Genomic DNA, 24,481 nt, shown 5'->3' with positions numbered 1-24,481 from the left:
TGTGCTTCCCGCCTCCGACGTGGGACGCCCTGTGCGTCCCACCGGTACCGCCCGGCGCCCGGCACGTGCTGCCCGGATTCGTACGGCGCGGCGCCTACCGGGCTCCGATCGCCTTGAACGCCCGCGCCTGCTCGGTGATGGCCGTCTCGGTCGGCAGCCGTTCCATGCTGGAGGCGCCGAAGAAGCCCACCACGCCGGTGGTGTGCGCCAGCACGTACGCGGCATCCTCGGGCTCGGCGATCGGCCCGCCGTGACACAGCACCAGCACGTCCGGGTTCACCTCCGCCGCCGCGTCGCGCATGCGCTGCACCCGCTCCACCGCCTCGTCGAGCGAGACCGCGGTGCTCGCGCCGATGCTGCCCTTGGTGGTCAGCCCCAGGTGCGGGACCAGGACGTCCGCGCCGGCCGCGGCCATCGCGCGGGCCTGCTCCGGGTCGAAGACGTAGGGCGCGGTGAGCAGGCCGCGCTCGGCGGCCAGCCGGATCATCTCCACCTCCAGGTCGTAGCCCATGCCGGTCTCCTCCAGGTTCTGCCGGAAGACACCGTCGAACAGGCCGACCGTGGGGAAGTTCTGCACGCCCGCGAAGCCCATCGCGGCGAGCTGGTCCAGGAAGTGCGGCATGATCCGGAACGGATCCGTGCCGCACACCCCGGCCAGCACCGGAGTACCGTGCACCACCGGCAGCACCTCGCCGGCCATCTCGACCACGATCGCGTTGGCGTCGCCGTACGGCAGCAGCCCGGCCAGCGAGCCGCGGCCGGCCATCCGGTAGCGGCCGGAGTTGTAGATGATGATCAGGTCCACGCCGCCGGCCTCGGCGCACTTGGCCGACAATCCGGTGCCCGCGCCCGCGCCGATCACGACGCCGCCCTGCCCGACCGTCCTGTGCAGTCGGCCCCGCGCCTCGCGTCCGTCCATCTCAGTCCACACGTCCCTTCGTGATCATCTCGTGCAGTCGATCCGCCGCCGCCGTGGCGAACGCCGGATCGTTGATGTCCGTCGCCGCCTCGTGCAACTCGACGGCACTGCCCGCGAGTCCGGACCGCAACTCGTCGAACAGCGCCTTGTCGGCGACGGAATCGTAGAAGGGCGCGCCCTCGACGTCGATCGCCGAGACCCCGCGCAGTGGCAGGTAGAGGGCGGTGGGACCGGTCGCGGCGATCAGTTTCGCGGCGATCCGCCGACCCAGCTCGGCGTTCTCCGCCGGCGTGGTGCGCATCAGCGTCACCGTCGGGTTGTGCACGTACAGCTTCCGCTCCTCGAACCGCTCGGGCACGGTGTCGCGCGGGCCGAAGTTGACCATGTCCAGCGCACCCACGCTGACCACCTGCGGCAGCCCCATCCGCCCGGCCGCGGTCAGCCGTTCGGGGCCCGCGCTCAGCACCCCGCCCACCAGGTCGTCGGCCAGCTCGGTGGTGGTCAGGTCGAGGATCCCGGCCAGGAAGCCCGCCTCGGCCAGGTTCTCCATCGAGGTGCCGCCGGCGCCCGTGGCGTGGAAGACCAGCACCTCGTAGCCCAGCTCGGTGAGCCGCTCGCGCGCGGCGTCCACGGCCGGCGTGGTCACCCCGAACATCGACGCGGCGACCAGCGGACGGCCCTCGCCGCTCACCCCCGCCACCGCCGCGCGATCCTCGGCGTAGCCGCCCGCCATGCCCGCGATCGCGTCCGCCGCGTTGCCCAGGATCCGCTCGGAGAGCCGGTTTATCCCGGCGATGTCCACGACGCTGTACATCATCGTGACGTCCACCGCGCCGACGTAGGGCGACACGTCGCCCGCGGCCATCGTGGAGACCAGCAGCTTGGGTACACCGACCGGCAGCGCGCGCATCGCGTAGGAGGCGATCGCCGACCCGCCCGAGCCGCCCATCGCGAGCACACCGTCCACCCGGCCCTGGTCGAACAACTCACGCAGGATGGACGCGGCGCCCTCGGCCATCGCGGCGGTGGCCGCGCCCCGGTCCGCGCGGGTGCGCAGGTCGGCCAGATCGGTGCCGGCCGCCGCCGCGACGTCCGATGCCTGCACGTCGGCCTGGGCGAGCGACTCGCCCAGCACACCCACGTTCATCAGGACCACCTCGGCTCCCCGAGCCCGCAGCCGGTAGGCCAGCCACGCGTATTCGGATCCCTTGGTGTCGAGCGTTCCGATCAGTACGACGGTGGGCATCGGTGCCTCCGGTGGTGTCGGTACGGCTGGCCGGGTTGACTCTTCGGCGGCAAACGGCCGCGCACAGTAACCCAACCGGATGATCATGGCGATTGAAAGCACCGTGCGGTAGGACGGGTGGCGAGTTACGAAGTTTTGGCACGTCACGGAGGTATCGATGGCGGAGGAACCGGACGCACGGGTCGCAATCGTCGCGGGAGCCGGCGACGGCATCGGGCGCGCCTGCGCGATCGCCCTGGCCCGGGACGGCGCGGATCTGGCGCTGGCCGCGCGCCGACCCGAGCCGCTGCGCCGACTCGCCGAGGAGATCGGCGGGCTGATCGGCCGTCGGGTGCTCGCGATACCCACCGATCTGGCCGACCAGGCCGAGTGCCGGGCGCTGGTGGACACCGCGGCCCGGGAGTTGGGCCGGGTCGACGTGGTGGTCAACGTCGCCACCTACAACCCCTCGGGGCGGCTGGAGGACCTGGATCCGGCGGAGTTCCGGCGGGCGTTCGAGATCAACGTGCTGGGCGTACTGGCCGTCTCGCGCGCCGCGCTGCCGTACATGCGCGCGGTCGGCGGGGGCTCGATCGTGCAGATCAGCTCGGAGGCGCCGCGCGCGAAGCTGGTGAACCTGGGCGCGTACGCGGCGACCAAGGCCGCGATGGAGGTCGCCTCCGGCGTGCTGGCCAAGGAGGTCGGGCCGGACGGCGTGCGGGTGAACGTGGTGGTCGCGGGCTACACCGAGAACGCCAAGCTGGCCGCGTACATCGCCGACATCGCGGCCCGCCGACAGGTACCCGAGGCCGAGGTGCGCGCCGAGATGACCAAGTCGTCGGCGCTGCGCCGGATCACCCTGCCCGAGGACATCGCGGACGCGGTCGCGTTCCTGTCCTCACCCGGGGCCAAGGCGATCACCGGCACGGTCACCCCGGTCACGTCGGGCGTGTCCTTCGGCTGACCCACCACGGCGCACACCGGCCGCGCGGTCGGCCCGGCGCGGGCCGGTCGAGAGCGCGTCGCGGCCTGTCGAGGGCGCGTCGCGGCCTGTCGAGGGCGCGCCGCGGCCTGTCGAGGGCGCGCCGCGGCCTGTCGAGGGCGCGCCGCGGCCTGTCGAGGGCGCGCCGCGCGCTTCTCCGCGGCCCACCGCCGGCACGCGGCGGCGTCCCGGACCCGCTCAGCGCAGCTTGAGCGCCAGGAAAAAGTCCACCTTGTCCTCCAGCCGGGCCAACTGACGCCCGGTCAACTCCTCGATCCGGCCGATCCGATAGCGCAGTGTGTTCACGTGTACGTGCAGCCGCGCCGCGCACCGCGTCCAGGACCCGTCGCAGTCCAGGAACACCTCCAACGTGCCGACCAGATCGGCCTGATGGCTCGCGTCGTACGCGCGCAGCGGCTCCAGCAGGCGCCCGCGGAACGCCCGCCGCACGTCCTCCGGCACCGCGGCCAACAGCGCGACGTGCGACGCGAGTTCGGCATGCCCGACCACCTCGACCCGGCCGGACCTGGTGGCCGCGATCCGGCCCGCGTGCCAGGCCTCCTCCAGCGCGCCGCGCAGCCCGTCGGCGCGGGCCACCCGCGCGCTCACCCCGATGTGCACGCGTACGCCGCTCGCGATGGGCCCCTCCAGCGCGGCCAGCCGCTCGCGCAGCAGCCGCGTGGTGGGGTCGGGTTCGCCGCCCTCCTGGTCCTGCGGAGGCTCGCCGGGGATCAGCGCCACCGCGCCCGGCCCGGTCGCCGACACCAGGGCCGCGCTCGGTTGATCCGCCAACGCCTCCTCCAGCAGCACCCGGGCCAGCCGCTGCGCGTCACGTGAGGGCAGGTCGGGGATGGTGGCGGTGGCGAACTGCCAGCAGGTCTCGCCGGATTCGTCCGGTTCGGCGGCACGCAACCGCGCGGCCACCTCGACCGGATCGGCACCGGCCGCGAGCAGGTTGAGCACGTCCTCGGACAACCGTCGGGTGCGCCGACGCTGATCCTCGACCCGATCCCGACCCACCGACACCAGCCGGACCAACTCGCCCAGCAGCGTCTGGTGGCGGTCCGGCCAGTCGGTGACGTCGTCCTCGACCGCGAGGAACCAGTCGCCCCACGCGTCCAGGTCGGCCGAGCCGCCCGCCTCGGGCACCGGAAGCAGCGAGAACGAGCGCCCGTCCACGCGATAGCGGAACGGCACCCTGGCCTTGCGCTCGCGGGCGGCGAAGTGCGCGCGGGCCATCTTGACCCGCAACCCCGGCGCCAGGTCCGGCCCGCCGGCGGCAGCCTGGCGCCCGGTCAGCGAGAGCACCCAGCAGTGGATGTCGATATCGGCCGCGATCAGCCCGAGCACCCCGTCCAGCCCCGCGCCGCCGGCGGCGGCCTGAACCAGGCGCCGGTGCCGGTCGACCACCGCGGTCAGGTCGCCGGCCCGTTCGGCGGAGATCCGGCGGATCACGAACTCGGTCAGATGCGCGAAGGAGAGCTCCTCCTCGACCGCGAACAACGGCAGGTGGTGCCGCTCGCAGGCCAGCACCAGATCCGCCGGGATGTCGCCGATCTCGGCCTGCCCGGCGGCCAGCGCGGTGGCCCCGCCCCCGGTCAGCACCCGGACGAAGCGCTCCGAGTCCTCCGGACCCGAGCGCCAGCCCATACCGGTCAGCACCAGGGCCCCGGCCGTCAGGTACCGGCTGGGGTCGTGCAGGTCGGTGGTCATCACGGCCCGCACCGCCCGGTCCAGCTCCCCTTGCCCCACCAACAGCCGGATCCCGGGTATGCCGGTACCGGCTGTTCCGTCGCCGAGAAGCGCGCGCAATCGCATCGACGGCCCCCTCTCGATCGAGCCTGCGTGGCCTCGGCACACGCGGCGGATCCGTCATACCGGTTCGACGAGCGGACGAACACTTGGAGAAAAGTACGGGAACAACGCCCGCTTGACACGCCTGGGTCATGTCTTTGGTGGGTACTCACAGTGACCCTCGTCTCGGTGTACTGGTGCGCACCCTCCGATCCACACAACCCGAAGCGAAGCGCCCCCCGCGACGGGTACAAGGACGGTAGGGCCATACGCAAGGCAGAAGGAGACACCCGTCATGGAATTCCTGCGGCCCGCGACGTGGGAGGAGGCGCTCGCCGTCAAGGCGCAGCACCCGTCCGCGGTCCCGATCGCCGGTGGCACCGACGTGATGGTCGAACTGAACTTCGATCGGCATCGTCCGGAAGCCCTGTTGGATCTCAACCGTATCCACGAGCTGCACACCTGGCAGATCGAGAAGGACGACACCGTGCGTCTCGGCGCCTCCGTGCCGTACGCGAAGATCATCGACTCGCTGCACGACCGGCTTCCGGGCCTGTCGCTGGGCGCGCGCACGGTCGGGTCACCACAGATCCGCAACCGGGGCTCGGTAGGCGGCAACCTCGGTGGCGCCTCGCCCGCGGGCGACGCGCACCCGCCGCTGCTCGCGTCCGGGGCGACCGTCGAGGCGGCCTCGGTGCGCGGCACCCGGCTGATCCCGATCGACGACTTCTATCTCGGGGTCAAGCGCAACGCGCTGGAGCCGGACGAACTAATCCGGGCGGTCCACATCCCGTCCGCGACCGGGCCGCAGCAGTTCGCCAAGATCGGCACCCGCAACGCGATGGTGATCGCGGTCTGCTCGTTCGCGGTCGCGCTGCATCCGCGCGCCCGCGACGTGCGCACCGGGATCGGTTCGGCCGCACCCACCCCGCGGCGGGCGACCGAGGCCGAGGCGTTCATCCGCGCCGAGCTCGAGGACACCGGTCTGTGGACCTCCGGCGCCGAGTTGCCCGTGGCCACCGCCAAGCGCTTCGGCGAACTGGTCGCGCAGGCCGCGGCGCCGATCGACGACGTGCGCGGTTCGGCCGCGTACCGGCGACACGCGCTGGCCGTGATGGCCCGGCGCACGCTGATCTGGACCTGGAACGACCACCGCACCACCGGGAGGGCCGCCGCGTGAAGGTCACATTCACCGTGAACGGCCGCCCGACCGAGGCGGAGGACGTATGGGAGGGCGAGAGCCTGCTGTACGTGCTGCGCGAACGGGTCGGCCTGCCCGGCTCGAAGAACGCGTGCGAACAGGGCGAATGCGGCTCCTGCACGGTCTATCTCGACGGCGACCCGGTCTGTTCGTGTCTGGTCGCGGCCGGCCAGGTGCAGGACCGCGAGGTCGGCACCGTCGAGGGCCTGGCCGACGGCGACACCCTGGACCCGGTCCAGCAGGCGTTCGTGGACGCGGGCGCCGTGCAGTGCGGGTTCTGTACGCCGGGGTTGCTGGTCCAGACGCACGACCTGCTGAACCGGGCGCACCACCCCTCCGACGCGGAGATCCGCGAGGCGCTCTCGGGCAACCTGTGCCGCTGTACGGGCTACGAGAAGATCATGGACGCGGTCCGCCTCGCCGCCGCCCGCAAGGCCGACGCCCGCGACGCGGCCTCGACCGTAGCGGAGGGCTGAGCCATGGCCGGTCTGACCAAGCCGAAGAACCTCCAGGACGTGACCGCACACGGCCGGGACGGCATCGGCGCCTCGCCGCTGCGCCCGGACGGCATCCTCAAGGTCAAGGGCGACTTCGCCTACTCCTCGGACCTGTGGCACGAGGACATGTTGTGGGGCACGGCCCTGCGCAGTCCGCACGCCCGGGCCCGGATCCTGTCGGTGGACGTGTCCGGCGCACTCGCCCAGCCGGGTGTGTACGCGGTGCTCACGCACGAGGACATCCCCGGCGCCAAGTACTACGGCCTGGAGATCCAGGACCAGCCCGTGCTGGCGATCGACGAGGTGCGCTTCCACGGCGAGCCGATCGTGATCGTCGCGGCCGACCACCCCGAGACCGCGCGCCGCGCGGTCGCCAAGATCGTGGTCGAGTACGACGTGCTGCCCTCGATCGGCCCGGTCGAGGCGTTGGATCCGGAACGGTTCGGCTATGTTCACGCACCGGCCGACTACAAGGCGCACGCCTTCGGCAACATCGTGCACAGCCAGCACATCCACCACGGCGACGGCGATTCGGCCGAGGTGCGCGCGCTCGCGGACGTGATCGTGCGCGGCGAGTACGAGGTCGGCATGCAGGACCAGGCGTTCCTGGGCCCGGAGTCCGGTCTCGCGGTGCCCGCCGAGGACGGTGGCATCGACCTGTACATCGCCACCCAGTGGCTGCACGTGGACCAGCAGCAGATGTGCCCGGTGCTGGGCCTGCCGCCGGAGAAGGTCAGGCTCACCCTGGCCGGCGTCGGCGGCGCGTTCGGCGGGCGCGAGGACATCTCGATGCAGGTGCACGCGTGCCTGCTCGCGCAGCACACCGGCAAGCCGGTCAAGATCGTGTACAACCGCGAGGAGTCCTTCTTCGGCCACGTGCACCGCCATCCCGCGACGATGGTGTTCGAGCACGGCGCCACCCGGGACGGCAGGCTGGTCTTCGTCAAGGCCGAGATCGTCCTGGACGGCGGCGCCTACGCGTCCGCCTCACCCGCCGTGGTCGGCAACGCGGCCTCGCTGGGCATCGGGCCGTACGTGATCCCCAACGCGGTGGTCGACTCGACGGCGGTGTACACCAACAATCCGCCGTGTGGCGCGATGCGCGGTTTCGGCGCGGTGCAGATGTGCTTCGGCTACGAGACGCAGATGGACCGACTGGCCGAGGAACTGGGCCTGGATCCAGTCGAGTTGCGCCGGTTGAATGCGATGGAGCAGGGCTCGGTGCTGCCCACCGGGCAGACCGTGGACGCCCCCGCGCCGGTCGCCGATCTGCTCCGGCGGGTCAAGGAGATGCCGCTGCCCGAGGTGGAGAACTGGCGCACGGCCGACGGCCCGGATGTGCGCGAGCTGCCCGGCGGACTGTCCAACACCACGCACGGCGAGGGCGTGGTGCGCGGGGTCGGCTACGCGGTCGGCATCAAGAACGTCGGCTTCTCCGAGGGCTTCGACGACTACTCGACGGCCCGGGTCCGGTTGGAGGTGATCAACGGCGCGCCGGTCGCGCTGGTGCACACAGCGATGGCCGAGGTCGGCCAGGGCGGGGTCACCGTGCACGCGCAGATCGTGCGTACCGAGCTGGGCGTGGACCAGGTGACCATCGCGCCGGCGGACACCCGGGTGGGCTCGGCGGGTTCGACGTCCGCGTCCCGACAGACGTACATGACCGGCGGCGCGGTCAAGCTGGCAGCCGAGACGGTGCGCGCCGCGGTGCTCGCCCGCGGTCGGGCTCGGCACGGCTGGGCGCCCGCGTCCACGGCGGGCCTGCGGCTGTCCGGCGGCAAGGTGGTCAACGCCGCCGGCGAGGTCGTCGCCGACCTGGCCGAACTGCTCGGCGACGAGCCGGTGGACGAGACCACCGTGTTCCACCACCGGCCGACCGAGGCGTTCGACAAGGTCACCGGGCAGGGCTTCGGGCACGTCCAGTACACCTTCTGCGCGCACCGCGCGGTGGTGGACGTGGACGTGGAACTGGGTCTGGTCAAGGTGATCGAGCTGGCCGCGGCGCAGGATGTCGGCAAGGCGATCAACCCGCTCGCCGTGGTCGGCCAGATCCACGGCGGCAGCACCCAGGGATTGGGCCTGGCGGTGATGGAGGAGATCATCGTCAGGGACGGCAAGGTCCAAAACCCCTCGTTCACGGACTACCTGATCCCCACCATTCTCGACACCCCGCCGATGCCGGTGGACGTGCTCGAACTGGCCGACCCCAACGCGCCGTACGGGCTGCGCGGGGCCGGCGAGGCGCCCACCCTCTCCTCGACACCGGCGATCGTCGCGGCGATCCGCGCGGCGACCGGCCTCGCGCTGAACCGGGTACCGGTTCGGCCGGAACATCTCACCGGGACCTGAGACACCGTCAGTTCTGGTTTCAAGACCGTAGTACGGCCCCGGCGGCGGCGCAGACGCCTCCCCGGGGCCGGACCGGCCCGACTCCGCACGGCCGATCGCCGTGTCGTCGAACGGACGCGCCCCCACGCAGAAAAGTCGTCGCATTCGCCTGCCCGAAGCGGTCGGGCAGCCCCGACGCGGCGACCGGCTCCACCCCAACAACACCTAAGACACTTGGGAGTGGGAAGTGGCTCAGACCTCGGTTCCGACGGAACCCGGCGAAAATCCCCCGCATCCGCCACACGGATCCGGGACGACCCTCACCGGCGACCCGTCGCCCCTGACCGGCTCGGGCGGCTCGGGCGGCTCGGGCGCATTGGACAAGTACTTCAGGATCAGCGCGCGCGGCAGCTCGGTGGGCCGCGAACTGCGCGGCGGCCTCACCACGTTCATGGCGATGGCGTACATCCTGCTGCTCAACCCGATTCTGCTCGGTGGCAAGGACGTCAAGGGGCATCAACTCGACCCCGCGCAGATCACCACGATGACCGCGCTGGCGGCGTTCATCACCACGGTCGCGATGGGCCTGATCGGCAACGTGCCGCTCGCGCTCGCCGCGGGTCTGTCGGTGGCCGGCGTGGTGGGCAGTCAGGTGGCCGCCGAGATGACCTGGCCGCAGGCGATGGGCCTGTGCGTCATCTACGGCCTGATCATCATGTTGATGGTCGTCTCGGGTCTGCGCGAGCGGATCATGAACGCCATCCCGATGGCGCTCAAGCACGCGATCACCATCGGCATCGGGCTGTTCATCGCGATGATCGGCCTGAACAAGGCCGGCGTGGTCACCGAGAACGCCGCGCCGGGCGGACCGCCGGTCACGCTCGGCCCGGCCGGGGAGCTGGCCGGCTGGCCGGTACTGATCTTCGCGGTCACGGTGATCAGCATCTTCCTGCTGATGGCCCGCAACATCCGCGGCGCGATCCTGATCGGCCTGGTGTTCGGCACGCTGCTGGCGATGGTGGTCAACGCGGTCGTCGACATATCCGACAAGACCTGGGGCGGTGGCGTCCCGAACCTGCCGGACAAGGTGGTCGACGCGCCCGACTTCGGGCTGTTCGGTGACGTGAGCGTGTTCGGCGGCTTCGCCGAGGCGGGCGGGATCACCGCCTCCGTCCTGGTGTTCACCCTGGTGTTCGCGGGCTTCTTCGACGCGATGGCGACCATCATCGGGATCGGCAACGAGGCCAAACTCGTGGACGACAAGGGTCGGATGCCCGGCCTGTCCAAGGCGCTGGCCATCGACGGCGCGGGGGGCGTCATCGGTGGCGTGACCAGCTCGTCCGGTCAGACGGTGTTCATCGAGTCGGCCACCGGCGTCGGCGACGGCGCGCGCACGGGTCTGTCCAGCGTGGTCACCGGCGGCATCTTCGGCCTGATGTTGTTCTTCACACCGATCGCCGGCGTGGTCCCGGACCAGGTCGCGGCCGCGGCCCTCGTGGTGATCGGCTCGATGATGATCACCCAGGTCAAGCACATCGACTGGGACGACAAGGCGGCGGCGATCCCGGCGTTCCTGACCATCGTGCTGATGCCGTTCACGTACTCGATCACCGCGGGCGTCGGCGCCGGCGTGATCGTCTACACCCTGATCAAGGCCGCCCAGGGCAAGTTCCGCGACATCGGCCCGCTGATGTGGGTCCTCACCCTGGCGTTCCTCGTGTTCTTCGCCCTGCATCCGATCAAGGAGTGGTTGGGCGTCAGCTGACGCACCGACCGCGCCACCCACAACCCAGGAGACGTCGATGCTCGACCTCGGGACCGAAATCGCGGCATGGCGACGTGCGGGAACGCCATACGCCCTGGCCACCGTGGTCCGCGTCAGCGGGAGCGCGCCCCGCCCCCCGGGTGCGGCGCTCGCGGTGGCCGCCGACGGCACGGTGGTCGGCAGCGTCTCGGGCGGGTGCGTGGAGGGTGCGGTGTACGAGCTGTGCCGCGAGGCGCTGGACAGCGGGACCCCGGTGCTCCAGCGCTTCGGCTACAGCGACGAGGACGCCTTCGCCGTGGGGCTCACCTGCGGCGGAGTGCTGGACGTGTTCGTTCGACCCGGCGGCGACGCCGCCGTGGAGGCGGCGTTGGCCGCGGCCGAGCGGGACATCCCGGTCGCCGCGGCCCAGGTCGTGGCCGGGCCGGCCGAGCTGCTCGGCGCGGTGATCACGGTGATCGCCGACGCGGAGGTGATCGGTACGTACGGCGCCGATCCCGCGCTGGACGCGTCGGTGATCGACACGGCCCGGGCCATGCTGAACGCGGGCCGCACCGGCTTGTCGACGCTGCGTCCGGACGGCCGCCCGTGCCCGGAGGCGGGCCCGGACGACATCACCGTCTTCGTCGAGAGCCGCACCCCGCCGCCCCGTCTCCTGGTCTACGGCGCGATCGACTTCGCGGCGGCGGTGGCCCGGATGGGCAAGCTGCTCGGCTACCACGTGACGGTGTGCGACGCCCGCGAGGTGTTCGCGACGCGGCGGCGGTTCCCGGAGGCGGACGAGGTCGTCGTGGACTGGCCGCACCGCCACCTGGCCTCGATCGCGCCGTCCCTGGACCGACGCACGGTGGTCACGGTGCTCACCCACGACCCGAAGTTCGACATCCCCCTCCTCGACCTCGCGCTGCGCCTGGACCTGGCCTACGTCGGCGCGATGGGCTCCCGCCGCACCCACGAGGCCCGCCTCACCCGCCTCCGCGAAACCACGCTCACCGAAAGGGAGTTGGCCGCCCTCCACTCCCCCATCGGCCTGGACCTGGGCGCCCGAACCCCGGAGGAGACAGCCCTGTCGATCTTCGCCGAGGTGATAGCCACCCACCACGCCGCCACCGGCCTCCCCCTACGCACAGCCACAGGCCCCATCCACTCCAAGGCCGCCTGACCCCCACCCCCGGCCGACCCTCCAACCCAACCGACACCCCCAGCCCGGCCGACACCTCCCAGCCCGGCCGACAATCTCCAGCCCGGCCGAAACTCGAGGCCACCTCCCAACCCGACCAGGCACCCCAACAGCCCGGCCGGCGCTTGAGGCCACCCATCAACCCGACCAGGCACCCTCCAGCCCGGCCGGCGCTTGAGGCCACCTCCCAACCCGACCAGGCACCCTCCAGCCCGGCCGGCGCTTGAGGCCACCTCCCAACCCGACCAGGCGCCCCAACAGCCCGGCCGGCGCTTGAGGCCAACCAAGCAACCCAACAGCCCGCCGGCGAATGAGGCCCCCAATTCCGCTGTTGCCCGCGCGAGCCACGCAACTCTCGGAATAGTGGAACCAGCCAGGCCAACACGACCGTTGCCCGGCCGTCCACCCTTCCGTCAGGAGCCCCATGACCGCGCCCCCACCAGCCCGACCAGCCCCAACACCCCCCGCACCCGCACCCGCAACACCCCCGCCGCTCCGCGTCGCAATCGCATCCCATTCCGCCGCGAGCTTCGCCCGACTACACGCGATCTGCGCCGCCGCCGGCCACCACCCCGTCACCTACGTGCGCGCCCGCTCGCTACGCCCCCGTCGCGCCGCCGACCCCCATACCCCGGCCGAGGTCGCGGAGATCGTCGAACGCCTGCCCACCGACGTGGATCTCGCGCTGCCCCGCGACGGCGCCGGGTTGACCCGGTTACTGGCCGGCGCCGACCTCGACCTGATCCTGGTACACGGCTTCCCGTGGCGCGTCCCGGCGAGCGCGTTGCGCCTCCCGCGCCTGGGCGCGATCAACATCCACTCCTCGCTGCTGCCTCGACACCGGGGTCCGTGCCCCATCCACTGGGCCATTCGAGCGGGAGACGCCACGACCGGCGTCACCATCCACCGAATGACCGAGGACTTCGACACCGGTCCCGTCCTGGCCCGCGCCGGCGGCATCGAACTCGCCGACGACATCGACCCGGACGCCCTGTTCGCCGAGATCGACGCGACGATCGAACGTCTGCTCCCCGAGGCCCTGGCCCTGGTGGCGGCCCGCGTCCCGGGCACACCCCAGGACGACACGGCGGCCACCACCGCCGGGTGGGTTCCCGAGGAGGATCGGCTCGTGGACTGGTCCCGCCCCGCCCGCGACATCCACAACGACGTACGAATGTTCCATTTCTTCGTCGACCGCGCCGCGATCGCCACCGTGGCAGGTCGCCGCCTGCTCGTACACCGCACCTCCCCGACTCCGGTGTCCGGGGCCGTCCGGGTGGAGTGTGGGGACGGTCCGCTGTGGATCGTGGAGAGCGAGGAGATCGCGACGTAACGGCTCAGTCGCCGAGGATCCGCGCCTGTCGCTCCCTCAGTCGCGATGCCCGCACGTCGTCATAGCGGGCCAGAATCCCCACCGCCTCACGCCGGGCCGCCGCACCCGCGTCGTGCTCTCCCGAGCACGACCGGGCCTCGGCGAGATCTGCCAGGACGACCGCGAGGCGCCGCCCGTCGTCGAGTTCGCGAAAGACCGCCGCAGCCGTCAGGTGGAAGTCGACGGCCTCGCGATGCCGGCCCAGCGCCTGATACGCGACACCGGTCAGATGCCAGGCCCTCGCCTCACGCACACGGTCACCGAGGCCGTGCTGGAGGGCGGCCGAGCGCCGATAGGAGGCCAGCGCCTCGTCGATGTCGCCGCAGGCCTGCTGGGCACGGCCGAGGGTGCACAACCAATGGCCCTCCCAGACCCGGTTGTGCCGGCTCGTGGCGACTTCCACGGCCGCCGCGGCCGCCGCGCGTGCGGACTCGGCATCGCCGAGCCCGAGCCGCGCCGTACTCAACACATTCAGCGCATTGCCTCGATGACCGGCCGAAGCCGGCTCCCGCAACTCCGGCAGCACCTCGCTCACGAGCGCGACGGCGGAGCCGAACTCTTCGGCCTCGCAATATGCTTCGGCGAGATTCACCCGGGAGATCCGGGCCCAATGCCACTCGCCGATCGCCTCGAATGCCTCGGCCGCGCGCCGAGCCCACAACAGCGCCGCCGCCGAATCGAGAGTGCGCAACCCGAGTACGGCGAGATTGTTCAGCGCGAACGCCACTCCCCGCGGGTCCAGCAATTCCTGACGGATCGTCAGGCAATTCCGGTGGAAGTCGGCCGCCTCGACCGCCTGCCCTCGCTGTGCGTACGCCATCCCCAGGCTTTCCAGAACTTCCGCCTCGGCCGCACGATCCCCCGAGCGTCGAGCCGCCACCAAGCCGGCGTCGGCGATCGCGATCCATTCGTCGAAGGGTTGCAGGCGCATGTGAATGGCCCGCAGTACCACCGCCAATTGCCATGCCGGCCGATCGAGTCCCGCGTCGACCGCCGCGAGGATTATCGCCGGCAGGCCGGCGCGCTCGGCCTCGTACCACGCGACCGCCTCGTCGTGACCGGAGAAGACCAGCGGTACGACGCCCTCTTCCGGCGCGTCGAGTTCGACATGCGGCTCGTGTGGATTGATCCAGGTCTGCGCCGCGTCCGCGGTATGCCCGTACCAGTTCAGGACCCGACGAAGCAGACCGTTCCGCAGCTCCGGGGCCTCCTCGTGGCAAGCCTGGTCCCTGGCGTAGGTCCGCAGGAGGTCGTGGAAGTGGTAGCGGTCCGCCTCGTGTTGCTCGATGAGGTGGGCACCGATGAGCACGTCGAGCAGGGTCCGTGCCCGCGCGAGGGTCACCCCGGCAAGCGTCGCCGCGACGCCCGCCCCGAAATCGGGCCCCGGGTGCAGGCCGAGGAGTCGGAACAGCCGAGCCTCCTCGGGCGGCAACGCGCGGTACGACCACGCGAAGACCGTGCGTACGGCGTCCGCCTCCTCGCCGTCGTCCACCGTCAGCGCGTCCCACAACACCGACTCGTCGCGCAGATCGCGGATCAGGTCGGTGAGCCGCATCCAGGGACGGGCCGCCGCGCGCTCGGCGGCAATCCGCAGTGCCAACGGCAGGTGGGCGCACAGCCGGGCCAGTTCGGCCAGCGCGGCCGGTTCGTCGTCCGGGCGCTGTCCCGCGGTGACCTCACGCACCAGTCGCACCGCCTCGTCCTCGGACAGCACGTCCAGGGTGATCCGGCGCGCACCCTCCCGGGCGGCAAGCCCGGACAGCCGACTCCGGCTCGTCACGAGCACCTGACAGCCACCCGAGCCGGGCAACAACGGGCGTACCTGGGACACGCCCGCGGCGTTGTCCAGCACCACCAGGATGCGCCGTCCGGCCAGCAGGGACCGATAGGCGGCAGCCTTGTCGGGCAACTTCCGGGGGATCGCCCTCGGCGGTACGTCGAGCGCTTCCAGGAAACAGTCGAGCGCGTGTTGCGGGGTCACCGGCTTGCCCGGGTCGTAGCCCCTGAGGTTGACGTACAACTGACCATCGGGAAATCGATGCTGTTCGCGATGCGCCCACCGCAGGGCCAGCGACGTCTTGCCCACCCCGGCGGTGCCGGCGATGACCGCGAGGGCCGTGACGCCCGGTTCCGTGCAATCGGCGGCGGTGATCTCGTCCAGGCGTTCGAGGTCCCGGGTTCGATTGACGAATCCGCGCACGTCGCCCGGAAGCTGGCGAGGCACCGGGCGTCGGGGCGCACCGTCCTGATGGAAGTGCACCCCGCCGGAGACCTCACGTGCCTGGACGACGTTGCCCGCGGCCCCGGACAATTCGGAATGCGTCGACCCGGGCGCGGCGCCCGACGGATCCGCCGACCCGAATTCGCTTCCGCCGGCGGGAGTGGGCATCCTGATCGGCTCCTATTCGAGTTTCGGCGGCGGCAGGTGGGCTACCCGGCGCTCGAAGAAGCTATCGATCTCCTCGCCGCCCCGGTAAAGCTCCTCGGCCAATTCGGTGACCTTGGCGACACTTTCCGGATCGGTAATTCGAATACCGCCGTCGAGCACGCCTTCGTCGGTGTAGACGATTTTATAGAGCGTATGCGAACCGAGGGTGATCAATTCGGGCAGCGCGGCGATTCTTTCACGGTCGGCAATTTTCTCGGGCCCGATGATCCTGATATTCTCGCCGACCTCGGCGCGAACCCGGAGAAGATTGAGCTCCCATTGCAGATAGGGCGCGATCGGCTCCTCCACCACACGCACCCGATACAACGTGTTCCGTTGTGCGTCGACCGTGGCCTGATATTCGGCGAGGGAACCACGGCGCTGCTCCGCGAGCCGCAGCGCCTCGCTCCAGTCCCCGCGCGCGAACGCCTCCCAGCTCTCGTTGCCGGGCTCCCTGAAGACCTGCCGTCGCTCCAGCTTCCAGGACGCCTGGCCCCGGCCCGCGGCCTCGCGAGCCGCGAAGTCGTCCCGGTAGTCCGCAAGTGCGAGGAACTCGCCCGAAGCCTCGTCGAAGAGGTCGGGATCAGGCATCCGGAATATCCTTCTTGGCGGCGACGAGCATGATGCGCGGAATGATCACCATGCGTTCGTCGGAAGCGACGGTCACACCAGCGGGCAATAGCGGCAGGTAGGCGTCGGTCAGATCGCGACCGATGATCGCAATGTCACCGTTGTCCAACTCCCAGATATCAGGACAGCCCTCACGCCCCTCGCTCTGCCCCAGCTCCGCGGCCGATTTGCCCAGTCTCCGTGACAGCGCGGCGGACGGATCGGCTTCCCAAGGTCGATTCATGACTCCCCCAAGTCTCGAACTCGCCATTGATCACCCAGTGTAGGCGCGCCCGCACCGACCGGACAACGCATATGGGCATACCGGCAACCGATCGGATGAAATGATCACCGTTTATCGATGCCTTGATCCAGAAAAATTCCCGCCCGAGCCAGAACGATTCCCGCCGACCCCGAGTCCCGGAATCCCGTGCCGCCGCGCCCCGGTGACGCGCATCCGCCGCCGGAACGCCCCGAGGCCCCCGGCGCGCGCCGGGGGCCTCGGGCCTTGCGAGGGTGGGTCAGTCGCGTTTGAGGGAGCCCTTGATCTTGTTGATCGCCTCGTTGGCCTTGTCCTTGGCACTCGTGACGGCTTCCTTGGCCTTGGCCGAACCCTGGTCCTGCTGACCCTCGTCGCGCAGGTCCTCGTTTCCGGTCGCCTCGCCGACCTTCTCCTTGGCCTGGCCGCCGACATCCTGGGCCTTGTTGCGGATGTTGTCGTCGATGCCCATGTCTCGGGTCTCCTGTCACGATCGACCGCGCGCGTCCGTTGTTCGCGCGACGTCCAGCCCGACCTATAACCGGAAACGACCCATCCGACACAATTTGGTGATGCTCGTGACCTTTGTCACCCGACTCGGGAGATCTCCACGTTCTCCAGGACGCCGAGCGCGTCGGGCACCAGGATCGCCGCCGAGTAGTACGCGGTGACCAGGTAGGAGATCAGCGCCTGCTCGTTGATGCCCATGAATCGCACGGACAGGCCGGGCTGGTACTCGTCCGGCAGGCCGGTCTGATGCAGGCCCACCACACCCTGGTCGTCCTCACCCGTACGCAGCACCAGAATCGAACTCGTGCGCGCCTCGGAGATCGGGATCTTGTTGCACGGGAAGATCGGCACCCCGCGCCAGGCCGGGATCTGGTTGCCGCCCACGTCGACCGTGGTCGGGTACAGGCCGAGCCGGCTGCATTCGCGGCCGAACGCGGCGATCGTGCGCGGGTGGGCCAGGAACAGCCGGGAGCCGCGCCGCCGGCTGAGCAGCTCGTCCATGTCGTCCGGCGTCGGCGGGCCCGCCTGGGCCTGGATGCGCTGCTCGTAGTCCGCGTTGTGCAGCAGGCCGAACTCGCGGTTGTTGATCAGCTCGTGTTCCTGCCGCTCGCGCAGCGCCTCGATGGTCAGTCGCAGCTGCTGCTCGATCTGGTCCATCGGCTGGTTGTACAGATCGGCCACCCGGCTGTGCACCCGCAGCACCGTCTGCGCCGCGCTCAACTCGTACTCGCGCGGCTTGAGTTCGTAGTCCACGAAGCTGCCCGGCAGCACCGCCTCGCCGTGGTGGCCGGCGGACATCGGGATCTCCGCCTCACCCTTCGCGTTCTGCGGCCGGCCGCTGCTCTCGACGTAATCCGCGAGGTGGTCACGCAGCGTGTCGGCGTGGACCCCGTCGAACGCGTCCCGCGGCATCTCGAGCACGATCACCGAGGTGGCCGCCGTGGCCGTGTAGTCCCAGGTCGACTCCCGGTCGACGAGCATCTTCTCGCCGAAGTGGTCGCCGTCGCCGTGCAGTCCGAGCGAAGTGCGATCGCCGTACGGTCCCACCCCGAACTTGCCGATCTTGCCGTGCACGACCAGGAATACCCGGTCGTTCGGCTCGCCGATCGTGGCGAGCGTCTCCCCCGCCGCGAACTCCCGCCGCACGAAGCGGTCCGCCAGCGCGCGCAGCACCTCCTCGTCCTCGAACCCGCGCAACGGAGCCAGCTCGCTCAACTCCGCCGGAATGACCCGGACTTCCGATCCGGTCTGGACGAACTGCACCCGCCCGTCGCCCACCCGGTAACTCAACCGCCGGTTGACCCGGTACGTACCACCCGACACCTGGACCCACGGCAACATCTTCAGCAGCCACCGAGACGTGATGTCCTGCATCTGCGGGACGGTCTTGGTCGTGGTCGCGAGATTTCGCGCCGCCGCCGTCGCAAGACTCGAACGAGCCTGCGTGTCCTGGGCCTCACTGTTCGTTTCGGCCCCAGCATCGATCGACAACGATTCCGCCTCCCCTGGATGAACCGGTCTTCGCGGTCAATCGTTGCCGGTGCGAGGGCAGCCGGCCATTACCCGAACGGGTGAGACTGGAGAGGCGTCGAAGTGGCTATGTAACTACGGTTGCCCAGGGGTTTCCGGGCCACCCGGCCCCACGCGGCATGGGGCCGAACGGCCGAATGCGCGCCCGGGACGTCCGAGGACATCCGGGCGCGCGTCGACCCGACCCGATCGGGCTTCGGGTGGCTCTCGTCCGGGACCGGACCCGCCGGCCCGGGGGTCAGACGTCCCGGATCGCCGCGACCGCCCGCTTCACGCGCGTTCCGTACTCCGGATCCGCCGCGTGGAAGTGCTGGAGCACCCGATCCACGATGTCATCCCGGGTGACCTGGCCCAGGCTGCCCGCGATGTTCTCGACCAGCCGGGCCCGTTCCGTGTCGGACATCAGCCGGTACAGCTCGCCCGCCTGGTAGAAGTCGTCGTCCTTCGCGTGCGCCGGCGCCGCGTGCGCGCCGGTGTGGCCGGTCACCGCGAGCGGAGCGGACAACGGCTCGCCGCTCTCGTACGGACCGCCGAAGCTGTTCGGTTCGTAATTCCGGGCCCGCCCACCGGCGTTGGTCGCCATCGCGCCGTCCCGCCCGTGGTTGAGCGCCGCGGTCGCCTTGGGCGCGTTCACCGCGAGCTGCGTGTGGTTGACGCCCAGGCGGTAGCGATGCGCGTCCGCGTAGGCGAACAGCCGGCCCTGGAGCATCTTGTCCGGGCTCGGCCCGATCCCCGGCACGAAGTTGTTCGGGCTGAACGCGGCCTGCTCGACATCCGCGAACACGTTCTCCGGGTTGCGGTCCAGGGTCAGCCGACCGACCTTGAGCAACGGATAATCCGCGTGCGGCCACACCTTGGTCAGGTCGAACGGGTTGAACCGGTAGCGCGGCGCCTCGGCGACCGGCATCACCTGGACGTACAGCGTCCAGGACGGGAAGACACCCCGGTCGATCGCCTGGTGCAGGTCGCGCTGGTGCGAATCCGGGTCCTCGCCCGCCAGTTCGGCTCCCTCGGCGCTGGTGAGCGTGCGGATGCCCTGGTTCGTCGTGAAGTGGTACTTGACCCAGAACGCCTCGCCCTCGGCGTTGACCCACTGGTAGGTGTGCGAGCCGAAACCGTTCATGTGCCGGTAGGACGCCGGGATGCCCCGGTCGCCGAACAGCCACGTGACCTGGTGGGTGGCCTCCGGCGAGTGCGACCAGAAGTCCCAGACGTTGTCCGGCTCGGTCGTCCCCGTGTACGGGTCGCGCTTCTGCGAGTGGATGAAGTCCGGGAACTTCAGCGGGTCCTTGATGAAGAACACCGGCGTGTTGTTGCCGACAAGGTCGTAATTGCCCTCCTCGGTGTAGAACTTCACCGCGAACCCGCGCGGATCGCGCACCGCGTCGCCCGCCCCCAGGTTGCCCGCGACGGTCGAGAAGCGCTGGAAGACCTCGGTCCGTCGCCCGACCTCGCCGAGGAAGTGCGCACGCGTGTAGCGGGTGACGTCCTCGGTCACCTCGAACACGCCGTACGCGCCGGACCCGCGCGCGTGCACCACCCGCTCCGGGATGCGCTCGCGGTTGAACCGGGCCAACTTCTCGATCAGGTACTGGTCCTGGAGCAGCAGCGGGCCGCCGGCCCCGGCCGCCGCGCTGTTCTGGTTGTCGGAGACGGGCGCACCGGCCTCCGTCGTCAGTATCGGCTTGCTCATAGCAGAGTTGACTCCCTGTCAGCTATTCCGGGGGATGGCGGCACCGGTCTTTCCGAGCGTGGGTGCGCCGAGCGTGGGTGCACCGAGGACCGGCTGTCGCGGGCCCTCTGTACGTGCGAACGTCCGCTACCGCTGCGAGGGTGCGAAGCGGTTCCGCAGGGCTGTCAGACCGCCCTCGGTCAGCCGTCCCGGCAGCCGCAGTCGGGCCACCCCGCCGTCCGGGAAGACCTCGATGCGCACGTGCGTGACGGGCGGTACGTCGGTGAGCCGGAACCGGTGCCGAGTGTCCGGCTGCACCCTCGTGCGCGGCAGCAGTTCGAACCAGCCGTCCGGGTCCACGCTCGCGTCGCTGCCCATCAGGGCGACCCAACCCGGCGCGTTGCCGAGGTAGTTGTCGATGTCGATCTCGGCGGCCAGGATCTGCGCCTGCTCGACCAGGCGCACCCGCACCCAGTCGTGTCCGTCGTCCCGTCGGCGGCGGGTCTCCCAGCCCTCGCCCATCACCCGCGAGCGGCCCGGCGCGTTGAGGTTGTGCGGCGATGAGAAGTAGCGGTCGCTGGCCGCCTCGGCCACCGCGCCGTACTCCTGCGCCGCGAGGTCCACCGTGAGCCCGTCCAGCCAGGCCGGATCCGGCACCGCCTCGCCGAACACGCGCAGCCTGGCCACCCCGCCGTCGGGGAAGATGTTCAGCCGCACATGGGTGAACCGCTGCCCGGAGGTGACGGTGAACGGGTGTGCCGTGTCGCCCTTGAGATCGGTGCGCGCGACGATCGTGGTCCACCGCACCGCCGGGTCGAGCAGTTCCTCGACCGAGGGTGTGCCGGGCACGGACGCGGCCTCCACCGAGCCGCTCGGCGGGTAGTTGCCGGTGAAGAACGCGGTGTCCACCACGATCCCGCGCAGCACACCGGGCACGCCGAGCCGGACGATCGCCCAGTCGTGCGCGTCCGGTTCGGGATGCGGGTGCTCGGCCGAGGGGCCGCGCCGGCGGCGGGTCTCCCAGCCGTCCATGATCTGGCCCTTGGGGCCGAACGTGTGCGGTACGAAGACCGGCGGCTCGGCCTTGAGCAGGTTCTCCTTCTCGGCGAACCACTCGTCGTTGGCGGCCACCACGCCCGCCCCGAGGGCGCGCGAGGCGAGGTTGACGTATTCGGTGAATTCGGCGGTCATCGGCTGATCTCCTCGTCCGGAAAGGAAGTCGACGGCTACTCGGCTACAACTCGGGACGAGGGGGCGGGCCGTGGCCGCGCAACCGGCGCATTCCCGGGGTGATCACGCGGCGGTCTCCGTCCGGTCCAGGAGCCGGCCGCGCGGGCTTCCGTGCACGTCCACCGGCGCGCCCGCGAGCCACGTGGTGCGCACCGTGCCGGTGAGCGCGCGGCCCGCGTACGGGGTGACCGGGTTGCGGTGGTGCAGCCCGGCCGGGTCCACGGTGAACACCGCGTCCGGGTCGAACGCGACCAGGTCGGCGTCGTATCCCGGTGCGATCGCGCCCTTGCGGGCCAGGCCCACCAACCGGGCCGGGCCGGCCGCCATCAGCGCGACCACGTCGGCCAGTTCGAAGCCGCGTGCCCTGGCCTCGGTCCAAACCGTGGCCAGGCCCAGTTGCAGCGACGCGATCCCGCCCCACGCGGCGGCGAAGTCGCCCACGTCCAGCCGTTTGAGATCGGCGGTGCACGGCGAGTGGTCGGAGACCACGGCGGCGAACGAGCCCGCCTCGATCCCGCGCCACAGCCGGTCGCGGTTGTCCTGGGAGCGGATCGGCGGGCAACACTTGAACGCGGTGTCGCCCGCCGGAACACCCTCGGCGACCAGGGTCAGATAGTGCGGGCAGGTCTCGGCGGTGACCGCGATCCCGTCCGCGCGGGCGGCGTCCAGGAGCGGCAACACCTGCGCCGAGGACACGTGCAGGACGTGCACGCGTGCGCCGGTGCGCTTGGCGATGTCGAGCAACTGCTCGACCGCGACCGTCTCGGCCGCGTCCGGCCGGGACGCGAGGAAGTCGGCGTACGCCCGGCCGGGCACCTGCGGCGCCGCGTCCAGCACGTGCGGCGCCTCGGCGTGGATGATCGCCAGCGCGTCCAGCCGCGCCTGTTCGGTGAGCGCCTGGGCCAACTCGGCCGCGTTCACGTGCGGGAACTCGTCCACGCCGGAGGGTGCGAGGAAACTCTTGAACCCGTACACGCCCGCGCGGTACAGCGGTTCCAGCTCGTCGGTGTTGCCCGGGATCGCACCGCCCCAGAAACCCACGTCCACGTACACCCGACCGCGCGCGACCTCCTGCTTGACCCGCAGCGCGTCGAGGGTGACGGTGGCCGGGATCGAGTTCAGCGGCATGTCGATCAAGGTGGTGACGCCACCGGCCGCCGCCGCCCGGGTCGCGCTCGTGAAGCCCTCCCACGCGGTGCGGCCCGGCTCGTTGATGTGTACGTGGGTGTCCACCAGGCCCGGCAGCAGGGCGAGTTCGCCCAGATCCTCGACCGGCGCGCCGGCGGCGCTGCGATACGGCGCCACGTCGGCGATCCGGCCGCCGGCCACGATCACGTCGGCCGGAAGCTCGCCGGCCGGGGTGAACACGCGGCGCGAGCGTAGTACGAGGGTGGGGGTGTGGGTCACGACGCGTCCTCCGAGTCCACGGGATGGGCCGAGCCGATCCGGTCGGTCGAACCGGGCCGGTCCGTCGAATGGGTCGGGTCCGGCGGGTCGGACGGGTGGTGCGATGAGGTCGGGTGATGCGATGCGGATCGGCCGGCCGGGTCGACCCCGTCGGCCGGGCCGGTGAGCAGGTCTCGGGCCAGACGTTCGCCCGCGTCCTCGGCCAGCTCGCCGGCGCGGGACATGCTGTCGGCGCCGAGGTCGGCCAGCGCGTAGGCCGCCACGATGCCGGCCGCGTCGAGTTGAACCCCGCTCAACTCGACGCGACCGCACACCACCGCCACGGGTACACCCCGTTCCCGGGCGGCGACCGCGACCCCGGCCGGTGCCTTGCCGTGCAGGGTCTGCCGGTCCAGGCTGCCCTCTCCGGTGACCACGAGATCCGCCCCGTCGAGCAGTTCGTCGAAGCCCAGGAGTTCGAGCAGCAGGCCGATGCCGGGCCGGATGCTCGCGCCGAGCAGCGCCAGCGCGCCGAACCCGGCCCCACCCGCGGCACCCGCCCCGGGCACCTCGGCCAGTTCGGGCGCGACCACCTCGGCCCAGCGCGCGAGCGCCGAGTCCAGGAGCCGAACCTCGTCCGGCGAGGCGCCCTTCTGCGGCCCGTACACCGCCGCGGCCCCCTTGGGGCCGAGCAGCGGATTGTCCACGTCCGAGGCGATCACCACCTCGACGCCGGCCAGCCGGGTCGCCAGGTCGCCGCGCTCGATCCGGTCCAGCCGCAGCAGCGCGGCCCCGCCCCGGGGCAGTTCCTCCCCCGCCGCGTCCAGCAGCCGTACGCCCAGCGCGCGAGCCAGCCCGGAGCCGCCGTCGGTGGAGGCGCTGCCGCCCAGGCCGAGCACGATCCGGGTACAACCCAGCTCCAGCGCCCGGCCGATCAGCTCGCCCACCCCGGTGGTGTCCGCCGTCAGCGGCGCGGGCCCGTCCGGGAGCAGCGCGAGCCCCGAGGACTCGGCCAGCTCGACCACCGCGGTCCGGCCACGCACGGCGAGCGCCGCGCCCACCGGCCGCCCGGTGGGGCCGGTGACCCGTACCGGGATGCGCGCGAAGCCGGCGGCCACCGCGGCGTCCACGGTGCCCTCGCCGCCGTCGGCGATCGGCAACATGCGCACGTCCGCGTCCGGACGGGCCCGCCGGATCCCGGCACCGATCCTGACCGCGGCCTGCACGGCGGTCAGGGTCCCCTTGAACTTGTCGGGGGCCAGGACGACGACCGGTCCCATGCGCTGCTCCTTCGGGTGGGCTGCCGGAGGGGATGTCCGGGGTCGGCGCGGAGCCGACCGATCGGATGCCGTGCCGAGGCACAGTCAACTACGTGGCTGCCGCTCTCGGGGAGATCGACAGGGGTGACGACGGTCCGACGTGCACGCGACACCACGCGGGTGCGACGGTCGGGCGCGGGCCCGACCCGACGCGTGCGATCGGGGTGGCAACCGCCCGGTGACGCGGGCGCGACACCACGAGTGGGATCAGCGTCACCGGGCGGAATCGAAGGGAGCGGGGCGGGCCCCTGGGAGGGTCCGACGACTCGGCCCGCCCC

The 24,481-nt window shown here is 71.3% G+C and carries 19 protein-coding genes; 7 read left to right on the top strand and 12 right to left on the bottom strand.

The genetic code is table 11. From position 1 onward, the window contains the following. Positions 1-94: 94 nt before the first annotated feature. Together ACIBSV_RS16925 and ACIBSV_RS16920 are read right to left on the bottom strand one after the other, a co-directional pair. Complete coding sequence (locus ACIBSV_RS16925; RefSeq protein ID WP_395863610.1) at positions 95-919, bottom strand: phosphoenolpyruvate hydrolase family protein; 825 nt, start codon at positions 917-919, stop codon at positions 95-97. 1 nt (position 920) lies between these two features. Next, positions 921-2,165 (bottom strand): Tm-1-like ATP-binding domain-containing protein, encoded by a 1,245-nt coding sequence (locus ACIBSV_RS16920; RefSeq protein WP_395863608.1) that lies wholly within the window; start codon positions 2,163-2,165, stop codon positions 921-923. Positions 2,166-2,322: 157 nt separating this feature from the next. Here ACIBSV_RS16920 and ACIBSV_RS16915 point away from each other — a divergent pair, with 157 nt between their 5' ends. Continuing rightward, on the top strand, positions 2,323-3,108 hold the full coding sequence (locus ACIBSV_RS16915) for an SDR family NAD(P)-dependent oxidoreductase (protein ID WP_395863606.1): 786 nt from the start codon (positions 2,323-2,325) through the stop codon (positions 3,106-3,108). A 216-nt stretch (positions 3,109-3,324) separates the two neighbouring features. Here ACIBSV_RS16915 and ACIBSV_RS16910 read toward each other — a convergent pair whose 3' ends face one another. Further along, complete coding sequence (locus ACIBSV_RS16910) at positions 3,325-4,944, bottom strand: helix-turn-helix domain-containing protein (protein ID WP_395863604.1); 1,620 nt, start codon at positions 4,942-4,944, stop codon at positions 3,325-3,327. Positions 4,945-5,215: 271 nt separating this feature from the next. Here ACIBSV_RS16910 and ACIBSV_RS16905 point away from each other — a divergent pair, with 271 nt between their 5' ends. The 6 genes from ACIBSV_RS16905 to ACIBSV_RS16880 all read left to right on the top strand — a co-directional run bounded on the left by ACIBSV_RS16905 (position 5,216) and on the right by ACIBSV_RS16880 (position 13,221). Next, positions 5,216-6,100 carry an FAD binding domain-containing protein gene (locus ACIBSV_RS16905; RefSeq protein WP_395863602.1) on the top strand — a complete coding sequence of 295 codons (885 nt, stop codon included), beginning with the start codon at positions 5,216-5,218 and terminating at the stop codon, positions 6,098-6,100. Further along, entirely contained in the window at positions 6,097-6,597 is a 501-nt protein-coding gene (locus tag ACIBSV_RS16900; protein ID WP_395863600.1) for a (2Fe-2S)-binding protein, read from the top strand. Before ACIBSV_RS16905 ends, ACIBSV_RS16900 begins: the two co-directional genes overlap by 4 nt. Before the next feature lie 3 nt (positions 6,598-6,600). Further along, positions 6,601-8,967, top strand: a complete 2,367-nt coding sequence (pucD, locus tag ACIBSV_RS16895) for a xanthine dehydrogenase subunit D (protein ID WP_395863598.1) — start codon at positions 6,601-6,603, stop codon at positions 8,965-8,967. Between the two features lie 319 nt (positions 8,968-9,286). Continuing rightward, positions 9,287-10,711 (top strand): NCS2 family permease, encoded by a 1,425-nt coding sequence (locus tag ACIBSV_RS16890; protein WP_395864061.1) that lies wholly within the window; start codon positions 9,287-9,289, stop codon positions 10,709-10,711. Positions 10,712-10,748: 37 nt separating this feature from the next. After that, positions 10,749-11,870 (top strand): XdhC family protein, encoded by a 1,122-nt coding sequence (locus ACIBSV_RS16885; RefSeq protein ID WP_395863596.1) that lies wholly within the window; start codon positions 10,749-10,751, stop codon positions 11,868-11,870. Positions 11,871-12,471: 601 nt separating this feature from the next. Continuing rightward, the gene (locus tag ACIBSV_RS16880) at positions 12,472-13,221 is read left to right on the top strand and encodes a methionyl-tRNA formyltransferase (protein WP_395863594.1); all 750 of its coding nucleotides are present in this window, start codon (positions 12,472-12,474) and stop codon (positions 13,219-13,221) included. A 4-nt stretch (positions 13,222-13,225) separates the two neighbouring features. On the opposite strand, the gene ACIBSV_RS16875 is transcribed toward ACIBSV_RS16880, so the two are convergent. From ACIBSV_RS16875 to ACIBSV_RS16835, 9 genes are all read right to left on the bottom strand, one after another. After that, positions 13,226-15,649 carry an ATP-binding protein gene (locus tag ACIBSV_RS16875; protein ID WP_395863592.1) on the bottom strand — a complete coding sequence of 808 codons (2,424 nt, stop codon included), beginning with the start codon at positions 15,647-15,649 and terminating at the stop codon, positions 13,226-13,228. A gap of 12 nt (positions 15,650-15,661) precedes the next feature. Next, positions 15,662-16,279: a DUF6879 family protein gene (locus ACIBSV_RS16870; RefSeq protein WP_395863591.1), complete on the bottom strand. Its 618-nt coding sequence runs from the start codon at positions 16,277-16,279 to the stop codon at positions 15,662-15,664. Continuing rightward, on the bottom strand, positions 16,272-16,541 hold the full coding sequence (locus tag ACIBSV_RS16865; protein ID WP_395863589.1) for a hypothetical protein: 270 nt from the start codon (positions 16,539-16,541) through the stop codon (positions 16,272-16,274). Before ACIBSV_RS16865 ends, ACIBSV_RS16870 begins: the two co-directional genes overlap by 8 nt. A 277-nt stretch (positions 16,542-16,818) precedes the next feature. Continuing rightward, on the bottom strand, positions 16,819-17,028 hold the full coding sequence (locus ACIBSV_RS16860; protein ID WP_395863587.1) for a CsbD family protein: 210 nt from the start codon (positions 17,026-17,028) through the stop codon (positions 16,819-16,821). Between the two features lie 116 nt (positions 17,029-17,144). Beyond that, positions 17,145-18,557, bottom strand: coding sequence for a family 2B encapsulin nanocompartment shell protein (locus ACIBSV_RS16855; protein WP_395863586.1), 1,413 nt, complete (start codon positions 18,555-18,557; stop codon positions 17,145-17,147). 277 nt (positions 18,558-18,834) lie between these two features. Further along, complete coding sequence (locus tag ACIBSV_RS16850; protein ID WP_395863584.1) at positions 18,835-20,289, bottom strand: catalase; 1,455 nt, start codon at positions 20,287-20,289, stop codon at positions 18,835-18,837. A gap of 126 nt (positions 20,290-20,415) precedes the next feature. Beyond that, positions 20,416-21,459 (bottom strand): allantoicase, encoded by a 1,044-nt coding sequence (gene alc, locus ACIBSV_RS16845; protein ID WP_395863582.1) that lies wholly within the window; start codon positions 21,457-21,459, stop codon positions 20,416-20,418. 102 nt (positions 21,460-21,561) lie between these two features. Then, a complete protein-coding gene (gene allB / locus ACIBSV_RS16840) occupies positions 21,562-22,905 on the bottom strand; it encodes an allantoinase AllB (protein ID WP_395863580.1) in 1,344 nt (447 codons plus the stop codon). Continuing rightward, complete coding sequence (locus tag ACIBSV_RS16835; protein ID WP_395863578.1) at positions 22,902-24,164, bottom strand: glycerate kinase; 1,263 nt, start codon at positions 24,162-24,164, stop codon at positions 22,902-22,904. Before ACIBSV_RS16835 ends, allB begins: the two co-directional genes overlap by 4 nt. Positions 24,165-24,481 lie beyond the last annotated feature (317 nt).

The organism is Embleya sp. NPDC050154 (assembly GCF_044460165.1).
Classification (GTDB): domain Bacteria; phylum Actinomycetota; class Actinomycetes; order Streptomycetales; family Streptomycetaceae; genus Embleya.
The sequence above is the reverse complement of the archived record's forward strand: the minus strand, read 5'-3'. Positions and strand labels throughout refer to the sequence as shown.

Coding starts and splice junctions, on each gene's coding strand:
- ACIBSV_RS16925 (WP_395863610.1), bottom strand. CDS start 919: ATGGACGGACGCGAGGCGCGGGGCCGACTGCACAGGACGGTCGGGCAG.
- ACIBSV_RS16920 (WP_395863608.1), bottom strand. CDS start 2,165: ATGCCCACCGTCGTACTGATCGGAACGCTCGACACCAAGGGATCCGAA.
- ACIBSV_RS16915 (WP_395863606.1), top strand. CDS start 2,323: ATGGCGGAGGAACCGGACGCACGGGTCGCAATCGTCGCGGGAGCCGGC.
- ACIBSV_RS16910 (WP_395863604.1), bottom strand. CDS start 4,944: ATGCGATTGCGCGCGCTTCTCGGCGACGGAACAGCCGGTACCGGCATA.
- ACIBSV_RS16905 (WP_395863602.1), top strand. CDS start 5,216: ATGGAATTCCTGCGGCCCGCGACGTGGGAGGAGGCGCTCGCCGTCAAG.
- pucD (WP_395863598.1), top strand. CDS start 6,601: ATGGCCGGTCTGACCAAGCCGAAGAACCTCCAGGACGTGACCGCACAC.
- ACIBSV_RS16885 (WP_395863596.1), top strand. CDS start 10,749: ATGCTCGACCTCGGGACCGAAATCGCGGCATGGCGACGTGCGGGAACG.
- ACIBSV_RS16875 (WP_395863592.1), bottom strand. CDS start 15,649: ATGCCCACTCCCGCCGGCGGAAGCGAATTCGGGTCGGCGGATCCGTCG.
- ACIBSV_RS16870 (WP_395863591.1), bottom strand. CDS start 16,279: ATGCCTGATCCCGACCTCTTCGACGAGGCTTCGGGCGAGTTCCTCGCA.
- ACIBSV_RS16865 (WP_395863589.1), bottom strand. CDS start 16,541: ATGAATCGACCTTGGGAAGCCGATCCGTCCGCCGCGCTGTCACGGAGA.
- ACIBSV_RS16860 (WP_395863587.1), bottom strand. CDS start 17,028: ATGGGCATCGACGACAACATCCGCAACAAGGCCCAGGATGTCGGCGGC.
- ACIBSV_RS16850 (WP_395863584.1), bottom strand. CDS start 20,289: ATGAGCAAGCCGATACTGACGACGGAGGCCGGTGCGCCCGTCTCCGAC.
- alc (WP_395863582.1), bottom strand. CDS start 21,459: ATGACCGCCGAATTCACCGAATACGTCAACCTCGCCTCGCGCGCCCTC.
- ACIBSV_RS16835 (WP_395863578.1), bottom strand. CDS start 24,164: ATGGGACCGGTCGTCGTCCTGGCCCCCGACAAGTTCAAGGGGACCCTG.